The organism is Marinobacterium sedimentorum, assembly GCF_024267675.1.
Classification (GTDB): Bacteria; Pseudomonadota; Gammaproteobacteria; order Pseudomonadales; family Balneatricaceae; genus Marinobacterium_A; species Marinobacterium_A sedimentorum.
Genome location: NZ_JALDYX010000010.1, coordinates 30107 through 56949, shown reverse-complemented (window position 1 = coordinate 56949; position 26843 = coordinate 30107). Strand labels below are relative to the sequence as shown.

The 26843-nt window shown below is 61.2% G+C and carries 23 protein-coding genes and 1 pseudogene; 11 read left to right on the top strand and 13 right to left on the bottom strand.

Going from position 1 to position 26843, the window contains the following annotated elements:
* Positions 1 to 10: 10 nt before the first annotated feature.
* The 9 genes and pseudogenes from MRS74_RS10925 to prfB form a co-directional block, all read right to left on the bottom strand.
* Positions 11 to 1444, bottom strand: a complete 1434-nt coding sequence (locus tag MRS74_RS10925) for an amidase (protein WP_254580321.1) — start codon at positions 1442 to 1444, stop codon at positions 11 to 13.
* Between the two features lie 30 nt (positions 1445 to 1474).
* The gene (locus MRS74_RS10920; protein ID WP_254580320.1) at positions 1475 to 2221 is read right to left on the bottom strand and encodes an aspartate/glutamate racemase family protein; all 747 of its coding nucleotides are present in this window, start codon (positions 2219 to 2221) and stop codon (positions 1475 to 1477) included.
* 286 nt (positions 2222 to 2507) lie between these two features.
* Positions 2508 to 3656, bottom strand: coding sequence for a cytosine permease (locus tag MRS74_RS10915; protein ID WP_254580394.1), 1149 nt, complete (start codon positions 3654 to 3656; stop codon positions 2508 to 2510).
* A 189-nt stretch (positions 3657 to 3845) separates the two neighbouring features.
* Positions 3846 to 4221 (bottom strand): annotated as a pseudogene (locus MRS74_RS10910) (cytosine permease); the annotation flags it as partial.
* A 527-nt stretch (positions 4222 to 4748) separates the two neighbouring features.
* Positions 4749 to 5462 carry a GntR family transcriptional regulator gene (locus MRS74_RS10905; RefSeq protein ID WP_254580319.1) on the bottom strand — a complete coding sequence of 238 codons (714 nt, stop codon included), beginning with the start codon at positions 5460 to 5462 and terminating at the stop codon, positions 4749 to 4751.
* Between the two features lie 181 nt (positions 5463 to 5643).
* Positions 5644 to 6333 (bottom strand): uracil-DNA glycosylase, encoded by a 690-nt coding sequence (ung, locus tag MRS74_RS10900; RefSeq protein ID WP_438362334.1) that lies wholly within the window; start codon positions 6331 to 6333, stop codon positions 5644 to 5646.
* 35 nt (positions 6334 to 6368) lie between these two features.
* Positions 6369 to 6830 carry a hypothetical protein gene (locus MRS74_RS10895; protein ID WP_254580317.1) on the bottom strand — a complete coding sequence of 154 codons (462 nt, stop codon included), beginning with the start codon at positions 6828 to 6830 and terminating at the stop codon, positions 6369 to 6371.
* A 17-nt stretch (positions 6831 to 6847) separates the two neighbouring features.
* Positions 6848 to 8359, bottom strand: coding sequence for a lysine--tRNA ligase (gene lysS, locus MRS74_RS10890; protein ID WP_254580316.1), 1512 nt, complete (start codon positions 8357 to 8359; stop codon positions 6848 to 6850).
* Between the two features lie 85 nt (positions 8360 to 8444).
* Entirely contained in the window at positions 8445 to 9539 is a 1095-nt protein-coding gene (prfB, locus tag MRS74_RS10885; protein ID WP_254580315.1) for a peptide chain release factor 2, read from the bottom strand.
* Between the two features lie 471 nt (positions 9540 to 10010).
* Between prfB and nhaD the strand changes: the two genes are divergently transcribed.
* Positions 10011 to 11483, top strand: coding sequence for a sodium:proton antiporter NhaD (gene nhaD, locus MRS74_RS10880; protein WP_254580314.1), 1473 nt, complete (start codon positions 10011 to 10013; stop codon positions 11481 to 11483).
* A gap of 40 nt (positions 11484 to 11523) precedes the next feature.
* On the opposite strand, the gene fldB is transcribed toward nhaD, so the two are convergent.
* Both fldB and MRS74_RS10870 read right to left on the bottom strand, forming a co-directional pair.
* Positions 11524 to 12051 carry a flavodoxin FldB gene (gene fldB, locus MRS74_RS10875; RefSeq protein WP_254580313.1) on the bottom strand — a complete coding sequence of 176 codons (528 nt, stop codon included), beginning with the start codon at positions 12049 to 12051 and terminating at the stop codon, positions 11524 to 11526.
* Positions 12052 to 12164: 113 nt separating this feature from the next.
* Entirely contained in the window at positions 12165 to 12491 is a 327-nt protein-coding gene (locus MRS74_RS10870; RefSeq protein ID WP_254580312.1) for a phasin family protein, read from the bottom strand.
* Between the two features lie 184 nt (positions 12492 to 12675).
* Here MRS74_RS10870 and gloA point away from each other — a divergent pair, with 184 nt between their 5' ends.
* From gloA to MRS74_RS10855, 3 genes are all read left to right on the top strand, one after another.
* Positions 12676 to 13068 carry a lactoylglutathione lyase gene (gloA, locus tag MRS74_RS10865; RefSeq protein ID WP_254580311.1) on the top strand — a complete coding sequence of 131 codons (393 nt, stop codon included), beginning with the start codon at positions 12676 to 12678 and terminating at the stop codon, positions 13066 to 13068.
* A 204-nt stretch (positions 13069 to 13272) separates the two neighbouring features.
* A complete protein-coding gene (locus MRS74_RS10860) occupies positions 13273 to 14079 on the top strand; it encodes a tetratricopeptide repeat protein (RefSeq protein WP_254580310.1) in 807 nt (268 codons plus the stop codon).
* 87 nt (positions 14080 to 14166) lie between these two features.
* The gene (locus MRS74_RS10855; protein WP_254580309.1) at positions 14167 to 14619 is read left to right on the top strand and encodes an RDD family protein; all 453 of its coding nucleotides are present in this window, start codon (positions 14167 to 14169) and stop codon (positions 14617 to 14619) included.
* A 64-nt stretch (positions 14620 to 14683) separates the two neighbouring features.
* Here MRS74_RS10855 and lptG read toward each other — a convergent pair whose 3' ends face one another.
* Positions 14684 to 15745 (bottom strand): LPS export ABC transporter permease LptG, encoded by a 1062-nt coding sequence (lptG, locus tag MRS74_RS10850; RefSeq protein ID WP_254580308.1) that lies wholly within the window; start codon positions 15743 to 15745, stop codon positions 14684 to 14686.
* Positions 15742 to 16851, bottom strand: coding sequence for an LPS export ABC transporter permease LptF (lptF, locus tag MRS74_RS10845; RefSeq protein ID WP_254580307.1), 1110 nt, complete (start codon positions 16849 to 16851; stop codon positions 15742 to 15744). The genes lptG and lptF overlap by 4 nt, the downstream gene beginning before the upstream one ends.
* 238 nt (positions 16852 to 17089) lie before the next feature.
* Here lptF and MRS74_RS10840 point away from each other — a divergent pair, with 238 nt between their 5' ends.
* From MRS74_RS10840 to MRS74_RS10810, 7 genes are all read left to right on the top strand, one after another.
* Positions 17090 to 18598 carry a leucyl aminopeptidase gene (locus tag MRS74_RS10840; RefSeq protein ID WP_254580306.1) on the top strand — a complete coding sequence of 503 codons (1509 nt, stop codon included), beginning with the start codon at positions 17090 to 17092 and terminating at the stop codon, positions 18596 to 18598.
* Positions 18588 to 19022 carry a DNA polymerase III subunit chi gene (locus MRS74_RS10835; protein WP_254580305.1) on the top strand — a complete coding sequence of 145 codons (435 nt, stop codon included), beginning with the start codon at positions 18588 to 18590 and terminating at the stop codon, positions 19020 to 19022. The genes MRS74_RS10840 and MRS74_RS10835 overlap by 11 nt, the downstream gene beginning before the upstream one ends.
* A gap of 383 nt (positions 19023 to 19405) precedes the next feature.
* A complete protein-coding gene (locus MRS74_RS10830; protein ID WP_254580304.1) occupies positions 19406 to 20536 on the top strand; it encodes an efflux RND transporter periplasmic adaptor subunit in 1131 nt (376 codons plus the stop codon).
* A complete protein-coding gene (locus MRS74_RS10825; protein WP_254580303.1) occupies positions 20533 to 21246 on the top strand; it encodes an ABC transporter ATP-binding protein in 714 nt (237 codons plus the stop codon). The genes MRS74_RS10830 and MRS74_RS10825 overlap by 4 nt, the downstream gene beginning before the upstream one ends.
* A complete protein-coding gene (locus MRS74_RS10820) occupies positions 21233 to 22444 on the top strand; it encodes an ABC transporter permease (protein WP_254580302.1) in 1212 nt (403 codons plus the stop codon). Before MRS74_RS10825 ends, MRS74_RS10820 begins: the two co-directional genes overlap by 14 nt.
* Positions 22444 to 23637 carry an ABC transporter permease gene (locus tag MRS74_RS10815; RefSeq protein WP_254580301.1) on the top strand — a complete coding sequence of 398 codons (1194 nt, stop codon included), beginning with the start codon at positions 22444 to 22446 and terminating at the stop codon, positions 23635 to 23637. The genes MRS74_RS10820 and MRS74_RS10815 overlap by 1 nt, the downstream gene beginning before the upstream one ends.
* A 162-nt stretch (positions 23638 to 23799) precedes the next feature.
* Positions 23800 to 26706 (top strand): valine--tRNA ligase, encoded by a 2907-nt coding sequence (locus tag MRS74_RS10810; RefSeq protein ID WP_254580300.1) that lies wholly within the window; start codon positions 23800 to 23802, stop codon positions 26704 to 26706.
* The last annotated feature ends 137 nt before the right edge of the window (positions 26707 to 26843 follow it).

Sequence of the window (26843 nt, the reverse complement as noted above, 5' to 3'; positions counted from 1 at the left end):
ATCGGGTTTTCTAGCCAAAGGGCCATTTGGGCGCGGCGAAGGCATGGCCAAACGCCGTTTCTACTACGCTGCCCAGCGCCAGGGCGCGGGCATCCTGAAAACGTGGCACGATAATCTGAGCCCCCATCGGCAAGCCGTTGGCGGCAAGGCCGCAGGGCACCGAAATGGCGGCATGAAAGCTGTGATTGATCATCGGTGTAAAGACCGCATGGCCGCGGGGCGATACCGCGCAGTTGTCTATGGTCTTGGGGCCAAGCTCCGTGAAGGGCCAGGCCGTACAGGGCGTGGTGGGCGTTAGGATCGCATCGCAGGATGCAAACAGATCCGCCATGGCGTGGTAAATCTCTGCCCGCTCAAAATAGGCCGCCGCCACAGCCGCACCGGACAGTGCCATGCCCTGCTCTATCTGGGCGCCGATATCGGCGTCAAACAGCTCGGGATTCCGGCGCCACTGCTCGCCGTACAGCGCGGCCAGGCCGGCAAACTGCAAGGTGGCAAAGGCGACTTCGCCTGCTCCCGGTGGCCAGACCGGATCGCGTTCTTCAACAATGGCGCCGGCGTCGCGCAAAACCGCCGCCACCTGCTGGAGTGCCGCCGCAACCTCCGGCTCCACCGGCACATCCAACCCGAAGCGCGGGCTCAGGGCGATGCGCAGCCCCGTTACCGGCGCGAGTGCCGCAGCCGCATCAAAAGCAGGCAGCCCCTCAGGCGCATCGGGATCCTGTGCATCGCCCCCCGCCAGCACCGGCAGCAGCAGGTTGAGATCGGCGACGCTTCGACTCATCAGGCCTATCACGCCATTGCCAAACAGCGGTTCCTGAAAGCCCACGGGGTGGGGAATCAGGCCCGCGGAGGGCTTGAAACCCACGACGCCGGTATGGGATGCCGGCCGGCGCGTGGAGCCACCGCCATCGGTACAGAGCGCGAAAGGCCCGAGCCCCGCTGACACGGCCGCCGCCGCCCCGCCGGACGAGCCGCCGGGGGTCATGTTACGGCTCCAGGGGTTACGGGTTGGGCCATAGAGCTTGTTGGTCGTAACGCCCTTGCAGGCAAATTCGGAACTGTTGCTGTGCCCGAGGATCAGCGCGCCGGCCCGGCGCAGGCGCTGCACCGCCAGTGCATCTTGCGGGGCGACAAAATCGGCAAACAGCCTGGAACCCTGGCAGGCCTTTTGCCCCTGCACCCAGATAGTATCCTTGACGCTAAAGGGTACGCCGAGCAGCGGTGCAGACCTGCCCGAACGCTGCAGCGCCTCCAGCTCACCGACCTGGCGGCGCACCTCATCGGCATCGAAGCGAATCAGGGCATTGATCCCGGGGTTACGCGCATCCACTGCCTCGATAAAGGCTTCAGCCACTTCAGCCACGCTGACGTCACCTCTGGCCACAGTCGCCGCAAGGCTGGTAGCATCCAGCATCGGCAGGCTGTCGGATAATTTACTCATCGCCGGCTCCTTTATCCTGGGACTTGGTGATCAACTGCGGTGTTCGATACGGGCCGCCAGAGCAGCGCTGAGTCCCGTCGTATCCTTGGCGCCGGGGCGGCAATAGGTCCCGGTTTCCGGCGCCTTGAGGTTCAGGCTGACCAGCCCCTCAATCTGCTTGATGGCCGCGGCACAGCAATCGATCATCGGCACCGGCACCCGGTGACGGATGCGATCCGCCAGGCCCGACAGCGGCGCACCGGCCAGCACTATGACATCGGCGCCATTCTCCTTTACCGCCGCCAGTGCCAGTTCGGCCAGCAGGTCTTCCTTCTCCTCCCGCACCGCACCGATGGATTTGAACGGCTGATCCAGCATGCGGATGGCGCAGCAGCGATCCTGCAGCTGATTCCATTCAACACACTCCTGGTACCAGGCACCCAGCGCGGTGGAAAAGGTCACGATGGCGAACTTCTTGCCCAGCATGCAGGCCGTCAGCATGCCGGCCTCGGCCAGACCCACGATGGGAATATCGAACAGCTCGCGCGCGGCGCCGAGCCCGGGATCACCGAAGGCGGCCAGAATGGCGCCATCCACCTGGCCATGCTGCTGCGCCAGAATCTCCAGCGCAGCACTGGCGCCGATCACGGCTTCTGCCCGGTTGGCGATATAGGGCACACCGAAAGCTCCGGTGGCAGGTACGATCTCGGTCCCCACTGCGGCATAGCGCGTTGCCACTTCCGTGAGCTGGGTGGTGAGAACTTCAGAGGTATTGGGGTTGAGCAAAAGGATTTTCATAAGCGCCCCTTTAGCGGGTGTTTTTTTATGATACTGCCACCATATAATTCATAATTCAATATTTTTTGTTATGAGTTACAGTTCTAGGACTATGCGTTTTTTGCCTGTACCCGGTACGCGGCCAGCCAACTTTGCACTAGCCGTGGCATGGGCGTGGCGTGGCGAACCCCATCAACAGCCAATAGTTCATTGCCGGCGGCGCCCGCGTCACGCCTGGCGCGCACATAAAAAAGGCCCGCATTGCTGCGGGCCTAATAGGTGCGAACTTGAACTATGCGGCCTTGAATCAGGCCCGCTGTGCGGCCGCCAAAGCGTCGCCGCGCATCAGCAGCCAGTGGATTGAGCCACCCAGCAGCGCGCCAATGACCCAGCCGTAGCCGGACAGGGCTTCCAGCGCCGGTACCCAGACGGTACCGATGGAGAAGACACCCGCAACACAAAAGCCCAGGATGGCTTTTTTGTTCCAGCCGCCATCAAAGTAGTACTTGCCCTTGGGGTCGGCCGAGAACAGATCCTGAATATCCAGGTTGCCACCCTTGATCAGGTAATAATCCACAATCATGATGCCATACACCGGTGCCAGCACCGCCCCTAGGGTATCCACAAAGCCAGCGATACCAACCTGGCTGACCACCGACACCCAGAGACCGCCGATAAAGAAGGCAATCACCGCAGTAATCAGCCCGCCCATGCGGAAATTGATCTTGCTCGGCGCCAGGTTGGCGATGTCGTAGGCAGGCGGGATAAAGTTGGCCACCAGGTTGATGCCGATGGTGGCAGCAAAGAAGGTAATGGCAGCGATCACGGTCAGGAAGGTGTTATCCACCCGCTCAATGATATCGGTTGGGTTGGTCAGGGCTTCGCCGAACAGCACCACGGTGCCCGCGGTAACAAAGAGGGCAATAAAGGAAAATATTGCCAGGCTGACCGGCAGCCCCAGCAGGTTGCCTTTCTTCATTTCCGACTCGCTGCGCACAAAGCGCGAGAAATCGCCGAAGTTGATCACCACCGCGGCAAAATACGCAATCATGGTGCCGACGATGGCGACGAAGGCCGAAAAGCTGCTGCCCTCGTAGTCGGACTGACCACTGAAAATGGTACCGACGGCGTCCAGCAGACCACCGCCGGCCTTGTACCAGATCACCGCCAGTAGCGCGAACATCACCAGATACACCAGCGGGCCGGCCCAGTTAAGGAAGCGGGTAATCCAGTCAATGCCCTGCCAGAACAGGTAAATCTGAAACAGCCAGACCAGCACAAAGGCGGTCCAGTCGACGGCGGTCATGCCAAGGAAGGTCGCGGTGCTTTCGATAGTGAAGAGCGTATTGATCAGCAGCGCTATGGCTGTAGAGGCAAAGTATGTTTGCACGCCATACCAGAAAATGGCGACGATACCGCGGATCACAGCGGGAAAGTTGGCGCCGCGCACGCCCATCAAGCCCTGCCCTTTTACCCGCAAGTCCCCCTCAGAGCCCCCCAATTCGTCCTCGGCAAGGCGGCGTTTGCAGGGAAAAGTGGGGCTCTTGCCAAGAACGCCAACACGGCTGAGGACGAGTTGGGGGACTCCCTTCGGGCGAGCCGCCAAGGAGCCATCCGCTATGTTGCATTTTCTCGACATAGGCCCGCTATGCCTTCAAAAATGCGTCGTGCGGCTGACCCCTTGGCGACTCGCTGAGGCGGACTTGCGGGTAAAGGGCAGGGCTATCCGCCATCACCGGATAGGGGATGCCGTAACGCACGCTGGGCTTGCCTGAAAGATTCACCAGTCCCATGACGATAAAGCCCGCCAGGATAATGGCGGCAAACACCGCCCAGCCATTGAGGCCGTAGGTAATAAAGAGCGAAGCCGCCAGGGTATAGCCAAACAGACTCTGGATGTCGTTGGACCAGACGTTGAAAATTTCGAACCAGCCCCAGGTGCGTTTTTCCATCGCAATGGGTGCCAGATCTTCGTTGTGCAAACTGCTGTCGATATTTTTAATTGTTAGATTTTCACGCATGGTTTTTCACCGTTATTGTTAGGAGCCGCTACCTCTGCTGGCAGATACCAGCCCCGGCCATCCTGTGCCGACGTAGCGGACTTGAACCATCATCCCGATCGCTCTGCCTCGAATAGATCTCAAACACAAACGTTAACGATACAAATAAAACACAACCGGAAGAGAAATAACATGATAATGCTTACATTATTGTTCACAATAATGTTGAAACGGATCTATTTCATGCAGCCGAGATCAGGCAGGAGGGCGAACAGAAGGATAAAAAGCCCTTAAAATCGGACAAAATACCGCCATATTGATACATATTCAGAAAAATGAGGAAAAATTCGACACTCATCCGCAACGCCAGCATTCAGGCATGCGCCTGGGAATGGCTGTATAACCGCCTTGATAATGGAACCTGACAGGCATGACGTCTCACACATCGTTAACACTAGAGTCAACAATAGGCGAAGAGGCGAAACCTCACTAAGGGCGTTGCCGACGCCGCAACGGACCCAGGGTCACCACGGGGTATCGCAGACGGGTCAGCTGAAAATGCTTTGCAGGTCGATGGCGCTGTGGGTACCGGAGGTCAGGTCGAGTTGCTCTTCCAGGTGATTGAGGTGCTCGATCATCAGCTCTACCGCCCGGCCCGCGTCGCGCTGCTCCAACGCCTCGATCAAGCCACGGTGCTCGCAGCAGGGGTGAGTGGCAGTCTGCTCGGAATGGCGGGCACTGGCGCGCTGGTACTGGGCGATGATGAGCGAGGTTCTGGAAATGATTTCGCGAAGAAACTGGGTCAGAACCGGCTTGTCCGCCAGCTCGCCAATCTTGAGGTGAAACTCGCCGGACAGGCGGATCCGACGATTGAGGTCACCGTCGTGGTGGGCCTGCTCTTCCAACTCCACATGTTCGGTCAGCGCTTGCTGCTTGTCGGCGGTGAAATCAAGGGCCAGTTCGCGCAACAGCTCGGTTTCGATCAGACGCCGGGCCTGAAAAACCTCCCGCGCCTCCTTTACCGTGACCTTGGCAACATAGGCCCCGCTGTTGGGCACCAGATTCACCAGATTATGGTGCGCCAGGCGCAGCAGCACCTTGCGGATGCCGCCACGGCTGGTCTGGAAAACCTCACACAGATCCTCTTCCTTGAGGCGGGTGCCCGGCTGTAGCTTGCGCTCCATGATGGCAGACCAGATACGATCATATACGCCGTCTGCGCCGGACTTGCTGTCACTTTTACGAATGCTGGTTTTGGTCATGTTTGTATATCAAATATCTTAATGCGAATAGGCCATCGGCAGTCATTGCACGACAGCGGTAACAATAGTGCGACAGAGCAGATGTACATAGCGTTCAACAATGCCCGGGTCCCCTGTCGTAGCACAATCTCTGCGGACATTATTGCACAGCTTGCAGTATTAACCGGCGTTTGGCAGAACCTCAGAGTGTATCGAGCTCTGGCAACTGCCAGTTGATCGGCGTGCGGCCCTGGGCCTTGAGAAAAGCATTGGCCTGGCTGAAGTGGCGACAGCCAAAGAAGCCCCGATGCGCCGCCAGCGGCGACGGATGCGGTGACTGCAACACTAGATGACGCTGCGTATCGACAAAGGCTCCCTTCTTCTGGGCATAGCTGCCCCAGAGAATGAACACCACACCGTTACAGTGTCCATTCACGGCGTGAATCACCTTGTCGGTGAAGCGCTCCCAGCCCCGCCCCTGATGGGACGCCGCCTGACCCTGCTCCACCGTCAGCACGGCATTGAGCAGCAGTACCCCCTGCCGCGCCCAGCTTTCCAGACAACCATGCTGAGCAGGCTCGATACCAAGATCGCTCTGCAGCTCCTTGTAGATATTGCGCAGGGAGGGCGGCACCTTGATGCCGGCGGGCACCGAAAAGCTCAGCCCCTGGGCCTGGCCCGGCTGATGGTAGGGGTCCTGCCCCAGAATCACTACCTTCACATCCTCCAGCGCCGTGCTCTGCAGTGCATGCAACCAGTGCTCGGGAGCGGGATAAATCTGCTTGCCGGCCTGCTGCTCGGTCTGCAGGAAGCGCTGCAGTTCCAGCATGTCCGGCTGCTCAAGCTCGGGGCCCAGCAGCGTCTGCCAGTCCGGCTGCAGCGACAGTTGCATCTGTTCTTTGTCGGTAGCAAGCCATTGCAGGGTCATCAGAGCTGTCCGCTGTCCTTGATGGCGCCGCTGGCATCACGCAGTGCCTTGACCACCCGTCCGTGATAGATCGAGTAGTAACGCAGATGGCCAGGGGCATGGGCGAAGAAACCCGAGATCAGAATGGCCAGCACAAAGACCGGGCCCAGCAGGACTGGCCAGGGCAATACCAGCCCCAGCAAGAGCACCTTGAGCAGGATGGCCTGGCCGCGCAGCTGCAGCAGCCAGATACCGTCGCAGTACAGCTCGATCAGCACCATGGTGAGCCCTGCGCCAAAGCCCAGCCACAGAAAGCCGAGCCATTGCGCCGTGGGCAACTGATAGAGGAAATGGCCGGCAAGACCCGCAATCCCCACCAGATGCAGGCTGCGCAGCGCTATGTTGAGATAGCGCTTGCCCGGCAGCTTGCGTGAGGGCGACGGGAACAGCAGGCTGCCCTTGGCCTTATCCGGGACACCCATGGTTTGGCGCGCCAGGCCTATGCCTGCGACTTTACCGGGCGCATGGCCGGGAACAGGATAACGTCGCGAATGGACGGCGAATCGGTAAACAGCATGACCAGACGGTCAATACCGATACCTTCGCCCGCCGTCGGCGGCAGGCCGTATTCCAGCGCATTGATGTAATCGGCATCGTAGTGCATGGCTTCGTCGTCGCCGGCATCCTTCTCGGCCACCTGAGCGCGGAAGCGCTCGGCCTGATCTTCGGCATCGTTCAACTCGGAGAAGCCGTTGGCCAGTTCGCGACCACCGACAAAGAACTCGAAGCGGTCGGTCACGAAGGGGTTGTCATCGTTGCGACGCGCCAGCGGGCTGACTTCGGTCGGGTATTCGGTAATGAAGGTCGGCTGATCCAGGCGGTGCTCGACGGTCTTCTCGAATATCTCGATCTGAACCTTGCCAAGGCCCCAGCTGTCCTTGACGTTGATGTCCAGGCGCTGCGCGATCTGACGTGCAGCATGGTCATCGGCCAGGGCCGCCGCAGCAATATCCGGGTTGTAGTGCAGGATGGAGTCGAATACCGACAGCCGGGTAAAGGGCTTGGACAGATCGTATTCGAAGCTTTCCAGCACTTCACCGTCTTCATTGCGCACTGTATTGACCAGGGTGGTGGTGCCCAGAACTTCCTGCGCGACGGTGCGCAGCATGTCTTCGGTCAGATCCATCAGGTCCTTGTAATCGGCATAGGCCTGGTAGAACTCAATCATGGTGAACTCGGGGTTGTGTCGCGTGGACAGCCCTTCGTTACGGAAGTTGCGGTTGATCTCGAACACGCGCTCGAAACCGCCCACGACCAGACGCTTGAGATACAGCTCAGGCGCGATACGCAGGTACATGCCGATATCCAGCGCATTGTGGTGCGTGACGAACGGGCGGGCCGATGCGCCACCTGGAATCGCCTGCAGCATCGGGGTTTCAACTTCGAGGAAACGGCGCTCGGTGAGGAAGCGGCGAATACCGGAAACGATGCCCGAACGCACTTCAAACACGCGGCGCGACTGATCATTGGTGATCAGATCGACATAGCGCTGACGGTAGCGCATTTCGGTGTCCTGCAGGCCCTTGTGCTTGTCGGGCAGCGGACGCAGGCTCTTGGTGAGCAACTGGCATTCTTCCATATCGACAAACAGATCGCCCTTGCCGGATTTGTGCAGCACGCCGCTGATGGCGACGATATCGCCCAGGTCCAGAGACTTGGCGAAGGGGCGCGCCGGCTTGTTGACGTACAGCTGAATGCGACCGGTCATGTCCTGCAGCACGATAAAGGCGCCACGGTTAAGCATTACGCGCCCGGCAACCGACACACGATGCCCCAGCTCTTCCAGCTCTTCCTTGGTCTTTTCGCCATGGGCCTGCTGCAGATCGGCGGCATAGCTGTCACGGCGAAAGCTGTTGGGGAAGGCATTGCCCTGCTCGCGCAGGCCATTGAGTTTTTCGCGCCGCTCCGCGATAAGGCGGTTTTCGTCTTGCGCTTGGGTAGTGTCGGACATCGGGGAACCTTAATCTGTAAAACGTTGAATACCGGGAAATCTGGCTATAAAGCCCGCCGGACTCAGGCGGGCTCTGGGGTCTGGCTTACAGACCGGCCTTGAGGCTGGCTTCGATAAACATGTCCAGGTCGCCATCCAGCACGCGGTCGCAGTTGGATGTCTGCACACCGGTGCGCAGATCCTTGATGCGACTGTCATCCAGGACGTAGGAGCGGATCTGGCTGCCCCAGCCGATATCGGCCTTGGAATCTTCCAGAATCTGGGCCGCTTCCGAGCGTTTGAGCATCTCGAGCTCATACAGCTTGGAGCGCAGCTGCTTCATACAGAAGTCCTTGTTCTGATGCTGCGAACGCTGACTCTGGCACTGCACCACCGTATTGGTCGGGATGTGCGTAATACGCACCGCCGACTCGGTTCGGTTAACGTGCTGACCACCGGCTCCTGAGGCACGATAGACGTCGACACGCAGGTCCGCCGGATTGATGTCGATCTCGACGTTGTCGTCGATCTCGGGCGACACGAAAACGGATGCAAAGGAGGTGTGACGACGCCCGCCGGAGTCGAACGGCGACTTGCGCACCAGGCGGTGCACACCGGTTTCGGTGCGCAGCCAGCCAAAGGCGTACTCACCCTCGAAGCGGATGGTGGCACTCTTGATTCCGGCGACGTCACCGTCGGAGACTTCCACCAGCTCGGTCTTGAAGCCCTTGTCCTCACCCCAGCGCAGGAACATGCGCAGCATGATGTTGGCCCAGTCCTGCGCCTCAGTACCACCGGAGCCCGACTGTATGTCCAGGAAGGCGTTGTTGATATCGGCTTCACCGGAGAACATGCGGCGGAACTCGAGGGTTTCCAGCCGCGCAACCAGCGCAGCGACTTCCTGCTGCACCTCGGCGACGGTGTCTTCGTCATTTTCCTCGACGGCCATGTCCAGCAGCTCGCGGGCATCGGCCGAACCGCTTTGCAGCGCCTCCAGAGTCTGTACCACGTCTTCGAGCTGTGAACGCTCGCGGCCCAGTTTCTGGGCATTGGCAGGATCATCCCACACAGAGGGAGATTCAAGTTCGCGCTCGACCTCTTCCAGACGTTCTTTCTTGACGTCGTACTCGAGATAAACACGCAGGGAGCCGGCGCGTTCGCCGATATCCTTCAGGGCGTTGATGATCGGGTTGATTTCCATCGCTTGCGTTTAATACTCGCAGATTAGAAAAGGGGCGTATTTTAACCGATCCGCCGGTGGCTTTAAATGATCTTTACCGCCGTCTGAGCCAAGGGCCGCAGTATCCTGGCCACAGGCGCCGCCTGGCCACCTATATACAACGCCAAAGCTCGGCTGAAAATGCACTCCGAGCCTCCATTGCGGCACACTGCAAGCCCGGTAATACAGGCCCTGGAATCCGGCCGGACAGACTCCCCGGTCGCGGGTTAGCACAGCTAACTGCTTAATTTGGAAGTATACTTGCGCCATGGTGCAACACTACAGAAGCACCACAGCGCCAGCGTCACGCCAGCACAAAACCAGGAAAAAGCCAGGACAAAGCCACACTTCAAGCCATGGCTTAAGGCAGTATCAGCGCAGAGGGAAGGCCATATGGGACACCGCAGCGAGAAACGACGCACAGCATCTGAAGGTGGCCCTGCGGGCCCTGTCATGCAAAAAATTGTCCCCGCCCTGCTGCTGGCCCTGGCCGGCCTGTTCAGCGCCCCGTCTGTTCTTGCCACCACTGCGGCGGCTGCGCCTACGGCGGCAGGCGCCATGCCCGACCTCACCACCAGCCTGTACGGCGTGCTGGCCGTACTGATCTTTGTGCTGGCCTATGTGTTCGTAATCGGCGAAGAATTTTTCCTGCTGCGCAAGTCCAAACCCATGATCGTCGCCGCCGGCCTGATCTGGCTGCTCACCGGCCTGGCCTACGCCGTGAACGGCGATACCGAAACCGCAGGCCCTGCGCTGCAGCACAATATTCTGGAATACGCCGAGATGTTCCTCTTCCTGCTGGCGGCCATGACCTTTGTCACCACCCTGGAGGAACGCCAGGTGTTCGGCGCGCTGCGTTCCTGGCTGATCGTGCGCCAATTCTCGCTGCGACAGGTGTACTGGATTACCGGCGCCCTCGCCTTCGCGCTCTCACCTGTAGCCGACAACCTGTCCACCGCCCTGTTGATGGGCGCCGTGGTGCTGGCGGTCGGCAACGGCAATCGCCAGTTCATCACCGTGGGCAGCATCAATATCGTCATCGCCGCCAACGCCGGCGGTGCCTTCAGCCCGTTCGGCGACATCACCACCCTGATGGTCTGGCAGGAAGGCCTGGTGCCCTTCGCCGAGTTTGGCCGCCTGTTTCTGCCCGCCCTGGTCAACTGGCTGCTGCCGGCCCTGCTGATGTACCGCGTGGTCGAGAAGGCACCTCCTGCGGCCGACCAGTACGGCGAGACCCGCATGCGCCGTGGCGCCCTGGCGATTATCGGCATTTTCCTCGGCACCATCGCCTTCTCGGTGCTGATCAACAGCAGCCTGCACCTGAGCCCGGCGCTGGGCATGATGACGGGGCTGGGCATTCTGAAACTCTACGGTTACTGGCTGGCAAGACGCGAACCTGCACTGCGCGATGCCGGCCACCTGAGCCAGCATCAGGCGGAAAGCATCGCCAGCATGGAACCCACCCAGGGCGATCACACCGATGTCGTGCGCCGATTCGATATCTTCCATGTGGTGGAGCGCGCCTCCTGGGACACCCTGATGTTCTTTTATGGCGTGGTGCTGGCCGTGGGCGGGCTGGCCCAGCTGGGTTACCTGAGCCTGGCCTCGGAGCAGGTCTATGGCACCCTCGGGCCTACGCTGGCGAATATTGCCGTCGGCATACTGTCGGCGGTGATCGATAACATTCCGGTCATGCTGGCGGTGCTGCGCATGGCACCGGACATGGATATGGCCCAGTGGCTGCTGGTCACCCTCACCGCCGGTGTCGGCGGCTCGCTGCTGTCCATCGGATCGGCTGCGGGTATCGCCCTTATGGGGCAGGCCCACGGCGTTTATACCTTTATGAGTCACTTGCGCTGGACCTGGGCCATTGCCCTGGGCTATGGCCTGAGCGTGCTTTGCCACCTGTGGATAAGCGGAACCTGATGAGCGTCTTGCTACGGTATGGCGTTTGCGCCCTGCGCCCTCAGCCTGACAGGCCGAACGCCGCCAGTACCTGAGACAGCCAGCGGCCAAGCCGCTGATCGGTTTCGCTGCGCTGACTGTCTTCATCCAGCGCCAGACCAACGAAGAAACGCCCATCCTCGCTCAGCGCCAGCGACGCCCTGAAGTCATAGTCATCCGTGCAGGGCCAGGCGCCGACAATATGGGCGCCACGGGCCTGAAGACGCTCATGCAGCAAGCCCATGGCATCAAGATACCAGTCCGAATAGCCCAGCTGATCCCCGAGCCCGAAGAGCGCACAGACGCGCCCCTGCAGATCAAGCCCATCCAGCTGCGGCCACAGGTCCTGCCAGTCCAGCTGCTGCTCGCCAAAGTCCCAGGTGGAGATGCCAAAAATCAGGCAGCTGTAATCATCCACAGCCGCCAGCGCGGTATCGGCAATATCATGCAGGTCGATCAGGCCCGGGCCTGCCAGCTGCAACAGGCGCTCGGCGACATGCGCCGTATTGCCGGTCGTGGAGCCGTAGAAGAGCCCTATGGGTGCAACCATGAAAATCCGCAGTGAAGCCCTGAAGCGGGACTCTGAAGTGAGAAGCCAGGCGGGACGATTCAAGTCTGCTCTGCCGAACCCAAAGGGCTGCGGCAGAGCCGGAAACGCGGGAGTTACTTGGGCTTAAAGGATTCGAAGCTGCTCTGGGTAATCTTGTCGATGGCAGTGCGCGCATCCTGCAGCGCCTTGAGGTTCTTTTCGCCCACGCTGCGCAGCGTCTCTTCAAGCTCCTTGGCGTAGGCTTTCTGCAGCTCCATCAGATCCGATGCGTTCTGACATTTCTGCATTTCACGGGTCTGCTGAATGGTGGCTTCAATGCAAGACTTGGTACATTCCATCTGCTGACGAGTCAGCTCTTCGAGCATTTTGGTCTGGATATTCATCAGATCCTTGAATGGCTCCATGGACGAGCCGAATTGCTTGGTTAAATCTTGAAACATGGCGATCACCCTTAATGGCGGCAAAACAAGTCGTTGGAGTCCTGCAAGAACCTCGATCCCCGCACAACGACAGGAAGTAATACGATGATTCCTCACAAGTCTCTATAATACAGCACTCGAACCGGATTTGGGCAAGCGCTGGGCGGCATTAAGCACTGAGCCAACCGAGCAATCAGGAGTTGATATGCGCATTTTACACACCATGTTGCGGGTTACAGACCTGCAGAAATCGATCTCCTTCTACACCGAGCTGATGGGTATGCGCCTGCTGCGCCGCAAGGACTACCCGGAAGGCAAGTTCACCCTCGCCTTTCTCGGCTACGGCGATGAATCGGATACCACAGTGCTGGAACTGACCCATAACTGGGATACTTCCAGCTACGAGCTGGGTACTGCCTACGGTCATATCGCCATTGAAGTGGACGATGTCTACGCCGCCTGCGACAGCATCAAGACCCGCGGTGGTCAGGTCGTACGCGAGGCCGGCCCCATGAAGGGCGGCACCAGCATACTGGCCTTCGTCAAGGACCCCGACGGCTACATGATCGAGCTACTGGACCCAAAGCGCCTCGATTAAGCGCCGCAAGCACCCGCTGCGCGATGCCCTGCACCGCGCAGCTGCCCGTTTTATCTGCACAATTTTCTCTTTCCAAGGTCTCTTTGTCGGCAGACATTGACCCAGCTTCGCCTGCACACGTTTTATCCACGGCTGTGCGCCGCTATAATGGCCGCCATTCTGCATTCTGAAGTACCTCCGCGATCCAATGGAGCACCATTTCCAATGAGCAAAAGAACACTCCTTGCAGCCGCCTGCCTGTTAGCGGGCCTGTCCAGCACGCTGCTGCTGGCGGCAGACCTGGGCCAGGCCAGCCGCGACTTTGACAACAAGGACTACAGCGCCGCGCTCGACGCCCTGGAGCCGCTGAGCAAGGAAGGCAATCCCGACGCCCTGAACATGCTGGGGCAGATGTATGAGAACGGCTGGGGCGTGGACAAGGATCTCGAGAAGGCCTCCGCCCTGTTCAAGCGCGGTGCCAACCAGGGCCATCTGGACAGCGTCAACGGCCTGCGCCGCCTGAAGAACATCGAATACCGCCAGGAACTGACAAGCGTACGCCTGAAGGCCGAAGCCGGCGATGCCAGCGCCCAGAACCGTCTCGGGGAAATGTACGAGTTCGGCTACGGCCAGGAGCGCGATCCCAACCTGGCCTACAGCTGGTACCAGCGTGCCGCCGAGCAGAAGCTGGTTGTCGCCCAGCACAATCTGGGCCGCTGTTACAACTTTGGCACCGGCGTGGAGCAAAACTTCACCGAAGCCGAGCTCTGGTATCGCGAAGCCGCCCAGCAGGGACACATGGATGCGATGTTCTTTCTCGGCACTCTCTACTCCAACGACCACGGTCTGGACCATAGTGCTGACACCAACGTGATTGCCTACGCCTGGATGCACAACTCGGCCCAGCTGGGTAACGCAACTGCAGCCGCCATCGAAAAGCGGCTGCTGATGAAGCTCGACGCCACCCAGACCGAGGCCGCCCAGACGCTGGCCGAGAAGTACCTCGACACCTACGTGCGTCCCTTCAAGTAACCTGCCCCCGAGCACCTGCCAGGCATCAGGCCGCATCGCCTCCCGCTGCGACCCGGTGCCGGCTGGCAGGAGGCTCCCGGAGACCCTATGCATAGCCCCTTTTCCGACAGCCGCGAGGCCATACGCTCCGCCACTCTGGTACGCCGACTGCTGTCCATGCTGTACGACGGCCTGCTGATCATCGCGCTCTGGATGGTACTGGGCGGCATTGGTGTGGCCATCAATCACGGCCAGGCCGTGGAAGGTCCGCTGTTCAAATCAGTGCTCTTTATTGCCAGCTACCTGTTCTTCGCCTACTTCTGGACCCGCAGCGGCCAGACCCTGGGAATGATTGCCTGGAACCTGCGCGTTGAAACCGTGGCGGGCGGGCGCATCAGCTGGATGCAGGCGCTGATTCGCTTCATGGTGGCCATACCCTCGGCATTGCTGCTGGGTGCCGGTTACTGGTGGATGCTGCTAAGCGACGAGAGACTAAGCTGGAATGATCGTATTTCAGACACCCGCGTGGTGCAGCTGAAAAAACTGCAGAAGAAAGGCTGATAGAAAGTGCAAGGTACAGCGAGCAAGGGGTATTTTTAACCTTTCCCCTTGCTCCTTTTAGCTGCTATTTCGCCCGCTGCAGCATCCATCCGCCCAGCGCCAGACACACCAGAATGGGCGCCAGTACCGCCAGCCAGGGGGCGAAGCCATAAACGCTGCTGGCCGGCCCCATCAGATCCTGGGCGAACTTGAAGGTCAGACCCACCAGAATACCCACAATCAGGCGCTGCCCCACCGTCACACTGCGCAGCGGCCCGAAGATAAACGAAATGCCGATCAATACCAGCGCCAGTATCGCCAGCGGCTGCAGCAGCTTGCCCCAGAACGCCAACTGATAATCCACACTGCTAAGACCCTGCTCGCTCAGGTAGGCCGAGAATTCACTCAGGCCGGTAATCGACAGATCCACCGGCTCCACCACTATGACCGACAGCAGGGTTGGCGTCAGGCCGGACTTCCAGACTTCGTTCGGACGCTCCAGCACCTCGGTATGATCCCCCAGAAAGCGGGTTTCACGGATGTCTTCGAGCTGCCAGGCGTTGTTCACGAATTCGCCACGATGGGCATAGCTCGCCGAGGCCAGATCCCGTTCGCCATTCAGCTTGTAGCGGGTGACGCCGAAAATGACGCCATCTGGCTGCACGGCGTTGATATGAATGAAGCTGTCACCTTCTCGGTGCCAGACACCATAGCGCGACTGCAGCGCCTCGCCACCGGACTGCACCAGGGCCCTGCGGCTCTGGGCTATCTGCTCGGTCTTGGGCACCACGTATTCCCCCAGCACCAGCGCCGCCAGCACCAGCACCAGCACCGGCTTCAGCACCGCACCGACAATACGCCCGGTAGACACGCCCGAGGCACGCATCACGGTCAGCTCGCTGTGGGAGGCAAGCATGCCAAGCCCGATCAGGCAGCCCACCAGACAGCTCAGCGGCAGAAATTCATAGATGCGGCGCGGCGTCGTCATGCCCAGATAGAACAGCGCTTCCAGCAAGCCGTAGCGATCGTTAAAGGAATCCAGCTCATCCACCAGCGAGAACAGCAGGTCCAGCCCCACCACTACCAGCATCACCACCATAATGGCGCCCAGGACGTGCTGAGCGATATACCAGTCGAGCTTTCTCATGCGCGTCCCCGCTTAAGACTCAGCAGACTCGGCAAGCGCTGGCCGACCCGCTCCCAGAACTGTTCGGCGAAAATCAGATTCAGCGCCAGCGCAAGAAAGCCGCCATGCACCAGCCACAGGCTTAACCCGGGTGCTTTGCCATCCTCCACCGCACTGCGGGCCGCGCCCAGCAGCGTCAGATAAAGCAGGTAGAGCAAAATGGAGGGGATCAGCTTGGCAAAGCGCCCCTGACGCGGGTTGGTGCGGCTCATGGGCACGGCCAGCAGCGTCACCACCAACGCCAGCACCGGCAAGGAGAGGCGCCAGTGAAACTGGGCCAGGGCCGCGTTGCTGCCATCGGCCAGCAGTGCCAGGGTCGGCATCGCCTCAAGCTCGGACTGCTGCAGCTCTGCCGCGGCATCCGGCAGACGTACACCATACTCGCCATATTCGATACGACGGTAGTTGGCTTCCCCCGGCACGCCTTCGTAGCGCACACCATCCTGCAATACCAGGAAGCGGCCGTTATCCTGGGTATCGTAGCGATAGCCCCGTTCCGCCAGCACCACCACAGGCGCACCGCCCTGGGTACTGTCGGAAATAAACAGCCGCTCCAGCCCACCGGCCGCCGCATCCAGCGATTCGGTGTAGGTCACGCGGTTTCCTCCCGGCAACGGCTGAAACCGTCCCGGCACCAGGGTATCGAAAGCATTGATATTGTCCTGTTGCAGGTACAGGTTCGCCGTGCGCTGTGCCCCCAGGGGCGACAACTGCATGCTCAGCAGCCCCACCACCAGCGCCACCAGCGCAGCCGGGCCCAGGGCGTAAAGCACCAGCCGCTTCTGGCTTATACCGCAGGCCCGCAGCACCATCATTTCGCTTTCCAGATAGAGACGTCCGAAGGCCAGCAGCACGCCCAGAAAAAGCCCCAGCGGCAGAATTAGCTCCAGAAATCCCGGCAGCCGATAGAGCAGCATCTGACTCAGCAGCTCGGGCGCAAGCTTGCCCGCCGCCGCATCACCGAGGTACTTGATAAAGCGCCCACTTACGATGATCATCAGCAGAATTGTGCTTACCGCAGCGGTGCTGATCAGTACTTCGCGGGTCAGGTATCGGAAAACGATCAAGACGCTTTACCCTGTTGGTCAGAGGAAACACTGCGTATTCGCAGGGCCCGGCACGGCCTGTGGGTCGCGCGAGCAGACGCGGCGAACCCCGTTGCATGGCGGACGCCATCTGTGAATAACTCAGCGCATCCTAAGTTCAATGAATTCAAATAGTTTTAAATAGTTTATAGTGCAATGCACTTTGGAGTGCTGCGGCATTATCCATAAATACGACTTTAAAGTCTTGTTTGGAGCCATCATGGATTTCGAGATTGTAAGCGGCGCCATCGCGGCGCTGGAAACGGAACTGCTGATCGTCGGCGTCGAAGCCGACAACATCCTGACCCCCGCGGCGGCCAGTCTGGACGGCGCCAGTAACGGCTACCTGAGCGACATCCTTGGCGGTGGCGACATCCAGGGGAAACTGGCTGAATGCCTGCTGCTGCAGCGCGTCCCGGGCGTTGCCGCCAAGCGCGTCCTGCTGCTGGGTCTGGGCAAGAGCGATGAGCGCAGCGAAGGCAGCTACCGCAAGCTGGTCAAGGCCGCCTTTGCCAGCATCAAGAGCATCCGTGCCACCAGCGTGACCTTCGCACTGGACGTGCCCGCCACTCAGCAGAACGATCTGTACCGCCAGACCCGCCAGCTGGTTGAGTGGGGCACCGCCGAGCTCTATCAGTACGACGAAACCAAGAGCAAGAAGGCCGATCCGCTGCAGCTGGCACAGCTGCATATTCTGCTGGCCGACGACGATGTCGAAACCGGCGAGCATGCCCTGGTGGATGGCGTTGCCATTGCCAACGGCGTATCAGTGGCGCGGGATGTCGGCAACCTGCCCGGCAACATTTGCACCCCCACCTACCTGGCTCAGCAGGCGATCCAGCTGGGCAACGAATACGACCGCATCAGTACGAGCGTGCTGGACGAATCCGAAATGGAAAAGCTCGGCATGCACTCACTGCTGTCGGTCGGCCATGGCAGTGACCAGCCCTCCAAGCTGATCGTGATGGAATACAAGGGGGCCTCCGATGCCGATGCCCAGCCCTACGCCCTGGTAGGCAAGGGCATTACCTTCGATACCGGCGGCATCAGTCTGAAGGGCGGCGCCGGCATGGATGAAATGAAGTTCGACATGTGCGGTGCCGCCAGCGTGCTCGGCACCATGAACGCAGTGGCCGAAATGGCGCTGCCGATCAACGTGGTCGGCATCATCGCCGCGGCCGAGAACATGCCCAGCGGCCGGGCCACCAAGCCGGGTGACGTCATCACCACCATGTCGGGCCAGACCGTTGAAGTCCTCAATACCGATGCCGAAGGCCGCCTGGTGCTGTGCGACGCCCTGACCTACTCCGAGCGTTTCAAGCCCAAAACCGTGGTGGATATCGCCACCCTCACCGGCGCCTGTATCGTCGCTCTGGGCAACCACGCCTCGGGTCTGCTGGCCAATGACGACGCCCTGGCCAACGAACTGCTGGAAGCCGGCGAATTCGCTGCCGACCGCGCCTGGCGCCTGCCGCTGTGGGACGAGTACCAGGAACAGCTGGACTCCAACTTCGCCGATATTGCCAACATCGGGGGCCCCGCGGGCGGCACTATTACCGCAGCCTGCTTCCTGTCCCGCTTCACCAAGAAGCTGCGTTGGGCTCACCTGGATATCGCCGGCGTGGCCTGGAACAGCAAGGGCAAGGACAAGGGCGCCACCGGGCGCTGCGTACCGCTACTGAGCCAGTACCTGCTGGACCAGATCGAAGACAGCGAGCATGAGCACTAAAAACCGCGCTGACTTCTACATACTGGCGGCGTCCGACGAGGACAGCCGCCAGCAGTTTTTCTGCCGCCTGAGCGAGAAAATTCTCGGCCTCGGGCTGCAGGTGTTTGTGCAGGTGCCGGATGAAATCCGCGCAGCCCGGCTCGACGCACAGCTGTGGTCCTGGCGCCCGGACAGCTTCGTGCCCCATGCCCTGCAGGGCGTAACGCCCGAGGCACCGATCACCATCGGCTGGGGCCCTGAGCTGCCCGCGCACCGCGATGTCTACGTTAACCTTGGGCTGGAGCTTCCCGCCGAGGCGCTGCAGTTCAAGCGTATCGTTGAAATCGTGGTACAGGACGATGCCATACTCGAGGCCAGCCGCAGCAACTACCGTCTGTGCCAGCAAAACGGACTGGAACTGCACCGCACCGATATGCGGGGATAGCGGCACGCCACCAGGAGGCTATCCGACAACACTCAACCTACTGCGAGCCACCTGAGTTTGGCTGTTTTTTGTGCTGTTTTTCGTTAAATAGAACCACTATTCGCCTTAAAACACCGCAAAAACCCGCTCAAATCAGCCGGCTCTCGCTACGGCCAGCATTCTCGGACAGCCTCCTAACCCATCGAGACCCTTGTGGGAGCTCACTCTGTGAGCGAATAGCCCAAAGGTCCTCTTCAAACCGCCCAGACAATTCGCCCGGGGACCGGGCTCCCACACCCAACCGCACCCATTCCCTGCCCCACATCAACGAACTTCACCCAATTCCCTGCTTTGATTGAAGCCTCCCTATACTGAGAGGCAATCAACAGGAGTGTCGGATCACGATGAAGAAAAGCCTGCTGCTGATACCGCTGCTGCTGCTTATTGCCGCAGGCATCTATTGGTATCAGCGCGAAGATCCCGTGCCCGTGGCGCTGTTTGATGTCGAGCGCGGCACGGTGGAACTGATCGCCGCCAACAGCCGAGCTGGCACCATTCGGGCCTGTCGGCGCTCGCGCCTGTCCATGCCCCAGGGTGGACGCGTCGAACGGCTGCTGGTCAGCGAGGGGGACAGGGTCAAGGCCGGTCAGGTGCTGCTGGAACTCTGGCATCAGGATCTCGATGTTCGGGTTCAACAGGCCAGCGCCACACTGCGGGCCCGGCAGGTCGAGCAGCAGCGCAGCTGCGATAATGCAGCACTGGCGAACCGGGAATACCTGCGCACCCAGCCTCTGGCCCAGCGCAAGCTGGCATCAGCCGAACTGCTTGATCAGCGCGAAACCGAAGCACACCTTGGCAAACTCAGCTGTGACCAGGCCAGCGCAACCACCGACCAGGCCAGCGCCGCCCTGCGCCTGCAACAGATCATGCTGGACGAAACCCGCCTGCGGGCCCCCTTCGCCGGCATCGTGGCCCAGATCAATGGCGAGCCCGGCGAGTTCGTGACGCCCTCCCCACCCGGTATTCCAACACCGCCGGCCGTGGACCTTATCGACGACAGCTGTCTCTATGTACGAGCCCCCATCGATGAAATCGAGGCGGCCCGCCTGTCCGTCGGCCAGCCTGCCCGCATCTCGCTGGATGCCTTTCGCGACCAGGTATTCCCGGGCCGGATAAGCCGCATCGCGGCCTTCGTGACAGAAGTCGAGAAGCAGGCCCGCACCGTGGATATCGACGTGCTCTTTGCCCCGGTGCCCGAAAACGCCAACCTTCTGGTGGGCTATAGCGCCGATGTTGAAATCATCCTGGATCAGCACGCCCTGGCCACGCGCATCCCCACCGAAACCCTGCTCGATGGCAACCGGGTACTGCGGTATGACCCCCAGAGCGGGACCCTGGTCGAGCAAAAGGTAACGCCGGGACTGTCCAACTGGAACTGGACCGAGGTGACGGATGGCCTCGAACCCGGACAACGTATCCTGCAGAGCCTAGATCGCGAGGGGGTGGGCGACGGCGCAGAGGTCATCCCCGAATGATCCGCCTCGTGGATCTGAGCAAGACCTATCAGCTGGGGGATCAGCCGGTAAAGGCGCTGGATCAGGTGGATCTGGCTATCGAGGCCGGCGAATACCTGTCGGTCATGGGGCCGTCCGGCTCCGGCAAGTCGACCCTGCTGAACATGATCGGGCTGCTCGACACACCCGACAGTGGCCGCTACTTCCTGGCCGGGCGGGAGATGAACGCGCTCAACGAAGAGGCCCGCGCCGCCGAGCGCAACCGCCGCATTGGCTTCGTGTTTCAGGCCTATCACCTGCTTGAGCGCCTCAGCGCACGGGAAAATATTGAACTGCCGCTGGTACTCGCCGGCATGGCGCCCGCCGAACGCCGACCGATGGTCGACCAGATCATCAAGCGCCTGGATCTCGACAGCCGCGCCAGCCACCTGCCGCGTCAGCTGTCGGGCGGCCAGCGCCAGCGCGTCGCCATCGCCCGGGCCGTGATCCGCAAGCCCGCGCTATTGCTGGCCGACGAGCCGACCGGCAACCTCGACAGTCACTCCGGTGCCGAGGTCATAGCCTTGCTCGAGGAACTCAACAACCAGGGCATCACCCTGCTGGTTGTCACCCATGATCCCGCCATCGGACAACGTGCCGCGCGCCGTCTGCGCATGGAGGACGGGCGGATTATCGACGACAGCGGCGCCACCCAGCCCCCTTCAGCGGATAGCCGCCATGCGCACCGCTGACCTGCTGCAGTTCAATCTGCGTCTGCTCCTGCGCCAGCGCTTCAGAACGCTGATGAGCCTGCTGGCCATGGCGGTGGGCGTTGCCGCCGTGCTGCTGCTGACCGGACTTGGCGAGGGCGCACGCCAGTTCGTGCTGAACGAATTCTCGCTGCTGGGCAGCGACGTACTGATCATGCTGCCTGGGCGCAAAGAAACCAGCGGCGGCATCCCGCCGCTGACCGGCGAAGGTACCCGTGATATTACCCTCGAGGATGCGCTAGCGCTGGAACGCCTCGGTTCGGTGCAGCGTGTCGCGCCGCTGATCGTCGGCAATGCCCAGACCCACGTCGGCGGACGCAGCCGCGAGCTGCTGACGGTGGGGACCAGTGCGGTCTTTTTCCGCCTGCGCGAGCTGGTGGTCAGGCAGGGTCAGGCGCTGCCGGTGATACCGCTGCAGCGGGCGGAACCTGTCGCCGTCATCGGGTCAAACACCCGCCGCGAGCTCTTTGGCCACCAGAAGGCCCTGGGCGCCTGGCTGCGCATCGGTGACCGGCGTTTTCGGGTGATCGGCATTCTGGATGATCGCGGCGAATCCCTGGGACTGGACCTGAGCGATGGCATCCTGATTCCGGTTGCCGCCGCGCAGCAGATCTTCAATACCCAGGGCATGTTCCGCGTTTTTCTGCAGATCCGGCCCGGCAGCCCGATGCCCCAGGCGCGCAACGATATTCAGGCGTTGATGCAGCAGCGCCACGGCGGCGAGCGGGATGTCACTCTGATCACCCAGGATGCCCTGCTCGGCGCCTTCGATGACATTCTGCAGCTGCTGACGCTGGGCGTCGGGGCCATCGCCGCCATCAGCCTGCTGGTGGCCGGCATTCTGATCATGAACATCACCCTGATCAGCGTCAGCCAGCGTACCCGCGAAATTGGCCTGCTCAAGGCGCTGGGCGCCAGCGCCCGCACCGTGCGACTGCTGTTTATCAGCGAAGCCCTGCAGCTGGCCCTGGTCGGTTCGGTGCTCGGCGCTGTCACGGGCTATGGCCTGCTTGCGCTGGGCCACTGGTTCTTTCCGCTGCTGCCCTTTGTGGTGTCGATCTGGGCCCTGGGCGCGGCCCTGGGTATCGCCATTGCAACGGCCCTGGTATTCGCCTGGTTACCGGCGTCGCGTGCTGCGCGCATGCCGCCGGTGCTGGCACTGCAGGGCCTGGCACGCTGATGCGCACGGCCGATGTCCTGCGCCTGGTCACCCGGGCCCTGCTGACCGCCCGGCTGCGCAGTTTTTTAACCATCCTGGGCATTGCCGTGGGGATCGCCGCCGTCAGCCTGCTGACGACCCTTGGCGCCGGCCTGCAGCTCTATGTACTGGATAATTTTTCCCAGTTCGGCAGTCGCATCGTCGCCGTCAACCCGGGCAAAACCCAGACAGGCGGTATCGGCGGCCTGCTCTCCAGTACAAGGCCGCTGTCGCTGGACGATGCCGACAGCCTGCGCTCGCTGCCGTTCGTCGAGCGGGTCGTACCCGTGGTACAGGGCAGCGGCGCGATCGAGTTTGGCCGGCGCGTGCGTCACACCGATATCATCGGCGGCAATGGCGAAATGGCCGCGGCCTGGCGTTTTGGCATCGCCCAGGGTCACTTCCTGCCGGTCATCAGTGGCAACTCCCAGCCGCTGGCCGTGCTCGGGTCCAGGGTAAAACGCGAACTGTTCGGCGATGCCGGTGCGCTCGGTCGCTTTATCCGGGTCGGCGGCGAACGCTATCGGGTGGTCGGCGTCATGGCCAGCAAGGGGCAAATGCTCGGTTTCGACCTCGACGATATCGTCTATATCCCGATCGACCGCGCCCTGTCGCTGTTCAATCGCCCCGGCCTGATGGAGATCGATATCACCTACCGTGCCGGCTCCAGCGCCCAGCAGGTGGCCGAGCGCATCCGCCAGCGTCTGATACAGCGCCACGGGGTGGAGGACTTCAGCCTCACCACCCAGGATGAAATGCTTAGCAGCCTGAACCGCATTCTGAGTCTGCTGACCGTGGCGGTCGGGGCACTGGGTGGCATCTCGCTGCTGGTGGGCGCCATCGGCATCGTCACCATCATGGTCACCACGGTACAGGAGCGCACCGCCGAGATTGGCCTGCTGCGTGCGCTCGGGGCAACAAGGCGACAGATTCTGCTGCTGTTTCTGTCCGAAGCACTGCTGCTGGCCCTGGCCGGCGGCCTGTTCGGACTCTTGCTCATGGCCCTGCTGCTGGGCGTGCTGGCGCTGGCCATTCCCGCCCTGCCGATCAGCCTGAGTCCCTTTTACCTGCTGCTGGCTCTGCTGCTCGCAGCCGTCGTCGGATTGCTGGCCGGCGTATCCCCGGCCTGGCGCGCCGCCGGGCTGAACCCGGTTGATGCACTGCAGCAGGAATAGCGCCAGGCCGCGATCACCGCTTGTGCCGGGGATCGCCGATACGCCCTACCTTGATCCGGGGTCAGCGGGTATAATCGGCCGATTCTTTCAGATGCCAGCGAGCCTGACCCGGTTGCGAACCGGATCCAGCGACTCCCAAGAATTCCAGAGACGCCAATCGTAATGGACAAGACTTACCAGCCGCACGAAATCGAAAAATCCTGGTACAAGACCTGGGAAGAGCGCAACTACTTCGCGCCTTCCGGCCAGGGTGATGCCTACAGCATCATGATTCCGCCGCCCAACGTCACCGGCAGCCTGCACATGGGCCATGCCTTCCAGCACACCATCATGGATGCGCTGACCCGCTACCGTCGCATGCAGGGTCGCAACACCCTGTGGCAGGTGGGCACCGACCATGCCGGCATCGCCACCCAGATGGTGGTGGAGCGCAAGCTGGCGGCCGAAACCGGCGAAAGCCGTTACGACCTGGGCCGTGAACCCTTTATCGAAAAAGTGTGGGAATGGAAAGAGCAGTCCGGTGGCACCATTACCGAACAGATGCGTCGCCTGGGCAACTCGGTCGACTGGCCGACCGAGCGCTTCACCATGGATTCCGGCTTTTACCACGCCGTGCAGGAAGTCTTTATCCGCCTGTACGACGACAAGCTGATCTATCGCGGCAAGCGCCTGGTCAACTGGGACCCCAAACTGCATACCGCCATCTCCGATCTTGAAGTCGAGAACCGCGAGATCAAGGGCAAGATGTGGTACCTGCGCTACCCGCTGGCCGACGGCGCCACCACCCTGGATGGCAAGAACTACATAGTGGTGGGCACCACCCGCCCCGAAACCATGCTCGGCGACAGTGGCGTGGCGGTAAACCCGGCAGACGAGCGTTACCAGGCGCTGATCGGCAAGTTCGTTGAGCTGCCGCTGGTGAGGCGCCGTATCCCCATCGTTGCCGACGACTACGCCAACATGGAAAAAGGCACCGGCTGCGTCAAGATCACCCCGGCCCACGACTTCAACGACAACGAGGTCGGCAAGCGCCAGAAGCTGCCGCTGATCAATATCCTGACCCTCAACGCCGATATCCGCGACCAGGCCCAGGTGTTCAATGCAGACGGCAGCGTCAACGACGACATCGACCCGACCCTGCCCGAAAAATACCACGGCATGGAGCGCTTTGCGGCTCGCCGAAGCGTCGTCGACGACTTTGAAGCCCTGGGGCTGCTGGAAAAGATCGAAGAGAACGCCATGACCGTGCCCTACGGCGACCGTGGCGGCGTGGTCATCGAGCCCATGCTCACCGACCAGTGGTTCTGCGATGCCAAGACCCTGGCCAAGCCCGCCATCGAGGCGGTGGAAAACGGCGACATCAAGTTCGTGCCCAAGCAGTACGAAAACATGTACTTCTCCTGGATGCGCGACATTCAGGACTGGTGCATTTCGCGCCAGCTGTGGTGGGGCCACCGCATTCCGGCCTGGTACGACAATGCCGGCAATGTCTATGTGGCCACCTCCGCCGCGGCGGCACGGGAAAAGTACAACCTGGACCTGGAACTCGTGCTGCGCCAGGACGACGACGTGCTGGACACCTGGTTCAGCTCCGCGCTCTGGACCTTCGGCACCCTGGGCTGGCCCGAGGCCACCGAACGCCTCAAGACCTTCCACCCCACCGACACCCTGGTGACGGGTTTCGACATCATTTTCTTCTGGGTGGCGCGCATGATCATGATGACCATGCACTTCATGAAAGATGAGGACGGCAAGCCCCAGGTGCCGTTCAAGACCGTTTACGTCACGGGCCTGATCCGCGACGAGAGCGGCGACAAGATGTCCAAGTCCAAGGGCAACGTGCTGGACCCGCTGGACATGATCGACGGCATCGGCCTGCCCGAGCTGCTGGAAAAGCGCTGCGGCAACCTGATGCAGCCTCAGCAGGCCGAGAAAATCGGCAAGCGCACCGAAAAGCAGTTCCCCGAAGGCATCTCCGCCCACGGCACCGACGCCCTGCGCTTCACCCTGGCGGCACTGGCGTCCACCGGCCGTGACATCAACTGGGACATGAAGCGCCTCGAAGGCTATCGCAACTTCTGCAACAAGATCTGGAACGCGGCCCGCTACGTGCTGATGAACACCGAAGAGCAGGACTGCGGTCAGACGGGCAATGCCGTCGAGCTGTCGCTGGCCGATCGCTGGATTATCAGCGCGCTGCAGCGCACCGAAGCCACGGTCACCCGGCAGCTGGACGACTACCGTTTCGACCTGGCCGCCCAGACGATCTACGACTTCATCTGGAACCAGTACTGTGACTGGTATCTGGAACTGTCCAAGCCCGTGCTGTGGGAGGATGACGCACAGGGAGGTGCTAACGTCGCGGGAGGCGGGACGCCGGGAGCGACGAGCGATATAGACAAGCGCAAGCGCGGCACCCGCCGCACCCTGGTGCGCGTACTCGAAGCCGTGCTGCGCCTGGCGCACCCGCTGATGCCCTACATCACCGAGGAAATCTGGCAGTCCATCAAGACCCTGGCCGGCACCGAAGGCGACACCATCATGCTGCAGCCCTACCCGGTGGCTGAAGACGCCAAGATCGACACCCAGGCCGAAGCCGATATCGAATGGCTGCAGGGCGTGATCACCGGCATCCGCAACATCCGCGGCGAAATGAAGATTCCGCCGTCCAAAGACCTGGACGTCCTCTTCACCAACGGCAGCAGCGAAGACCAGCGCCGCCTGTCCGACAACGCCTCCTTCCTGAAGAAGCTGGCCAAGCTCAGCGGTGTCACCTGGCTCAACCCCGGCGACGACGTGCCCATGGCTGCCACCGCGCTGGTCGGCGAAATGGAAGTGCTGGTACCCATGGCCGGCCTGATCGACAAGGACGCGGAACTCACCCGTCTGCAGAAGGAACTCGACCGCCTGCAGGGCGAAATCAAGCGGGTTGAAGGCAAGCTGTCCAACGCCAAATTCGTCGCCAACGCGCCGGATGAAGTCGTAGCCAAAGAACGCGAAAAAATCGCCGAGTCCCAGTCCGCCTTTGACAAGCTGAGCGAACAGTACGCCAAGATCGAAGCACTCTGAGTGGTGATTACTGACTGCTAAGTAGCAATCAGCCGGCTGTAAAAAAGCCCGCGCTCCAGAAGGAGCGCGGGCTTTTTCGTCTCAATGCATGGCAAGGCCATGGGCAGCCTGGGCCTGAAACCTGCGTTTTAGCAGCC

What these genes read in the sequence shown, in the direction of transcription:
- prfB (WP_254580315.1), bottom strand. Translation starts at nt 9,539, where the DNA reads ATGGAAATCAACCCGATCATCAACGCCCTGAAGGATATCGGCGAACGC.
- fldB (WP_254580313.1), bottom strand. Translation starts at nt 12,051, where the DNA reads ATGGTTGCACCCATAGGGCTCTTCTACGGCTCCACGACCGGCAATACG.
- MRS74_RS10825 (WP_254580303.1), top strand. Translation starts at nt 20,533, where the DNA reads ATGATCCGCCTCGTGGATCTGAGCAAGACCTATCAGCTGGGGGATCAG.
- MRS74_RS10920 (WP_254580320.1), bottom strand. Translation starts at nt 2,221, where the DNA reads ATGAAAATCCTTTTGCTCAACCCCAATACCTCTGAAGTTCTCACCACC.
- MRS74_RS10860 (WP_254580310.1), top strand. Translation starts at nt 13,273, where the DNA reads ATGAGCAAAAGAACACTCCTTGCAGCCGCCTGCCTGTTAGCGGGCCTG.
- MRS74_RS10915 (WP_254580394.1), bottom strand. Translation starts at nt 3,656, where the DNA reads ATGGGCGTGCGCGGCGCCAACTTTCCCGCTGTGATCCGCGGTATCGTC.
- lptG (WP_254580308.1), bottom strand. Translation starts at nt 15,745, where the DNA reads ATGAGAAAGCTCGACTGGTATATCGCTCAGCACGTCCTGGGCGCCATT.
- MRS74_RS10810 (WP_254580300.1), top strand. Translation starts at nt 23,800, where the DNA reads ATGGACAAGACTTACCAGCCGCACGAAATCGAAAAATCCTGGTACAAG.
- MRS74_RS10870 (WP_254580312.1), bottom strand. Translation starts at nt 12,491, where the DNA reads ATGTTTCAAGATTTAACCAAGCAATTCGGCTCGTCCATGGAGCCATTC.
- MRS74_RS10905 (WP_254580319.1), bottom strand. Translation starts at nt 5,462, where the DNA reads ATGACCAAAACCAGCATTCGTAAAAGTGACAGCAAGTCCGGCGCAGAC.
- MRS74_RS10820 (WP_254580302.1), top strand. Translation starts at nt 21,233, where the DNA reads ATGCGCACCGCTGACCTGCTGCAGTTCAATCTGCGTCTGCTCCTGCGC.
- ung (WP_438362334.1), bottom strand. Translation starts at nt 6,333, where the DNA reads ATGCAACTGTCGCTGCAGCCGGACTGGCAGACGCTGCTGGGCCCCGAG.
- MRS74_RS10895 (WP_254580317.1), bottom strand. Translation starts at nt 6,830, where the DNA reads ATGGGTGTCCCGGATAAGGCCAAGGGCAGCCTGCTGTTCCCGTCGCCC.
- nhaD (WP_254580314.1), top strand. Translation starts at nt 10,011, where the DNA reads ATGCAAAAAATTGTCCCCGCCCTGCTGCTGGCCCTGGCCGGCCTGTTC.
- MRS74_RS10830 (WP_254580304.1), top strand. Translation starts at nt 19,406, where the DNA reads ATGAAGAAAAGCCTGCTGCTGATACCGCTGCTGCTGCTTATTGCCGCA.
- MRS74_RS10815 (WP_254580301.1), top strand. Translation starts at nt 22,444, where the DNA reads ATGCGCACGGCCGATGTCCTGCGCCTGGTCACCCGGGCCCTGCTGACC.
- MRS74_RS10925 (WP_254580321.1), bottom strand. Translation starts at nt 1,444, where the DNA reads ATGAGTAAATTATCCGACAGCCTGCCGATGCTGGATGCTACCAGCCTT.
- MRS74_RS10840 (WP_254580306.1), top strand. Translation starts at nt 17,090, where the DNA reads ATGGATTTCGAGATTGTAAGCGGCGCCATCGCGGCGCTGGAAACGGAA.
- gloA (WP_254580311.1), top strand. Translation starts at nt 12,676, where the DNA reads ATGCGCATTTTACACACCATGTTGCGGGTTACAGACCTGCAGAAATCG.
- MRS74_RS10835 (WP_254580305.1), top strand. Translation starts at nt 18,588, where the DNA reads ATGAGCACTAAAAACCGCGCTGACTTCTACATACTGGCGGCGTCCGAC.
- MRS74_RS10855 (WP_254580309.1), top strand. Translation starts at nt 14,167, where the DNA reads ATGCATAGCCCCTTTTCCGACAGCCGCGAGGCCATACGCTCCGCCACT.
- lysS (WP_254580316.1), bottom strand. Translation starts at nt 8,359, where the DNA reads ATGTCCGACACTACCCAAGCGCAAGACGAAAACCGCCTTATCGCGGAG.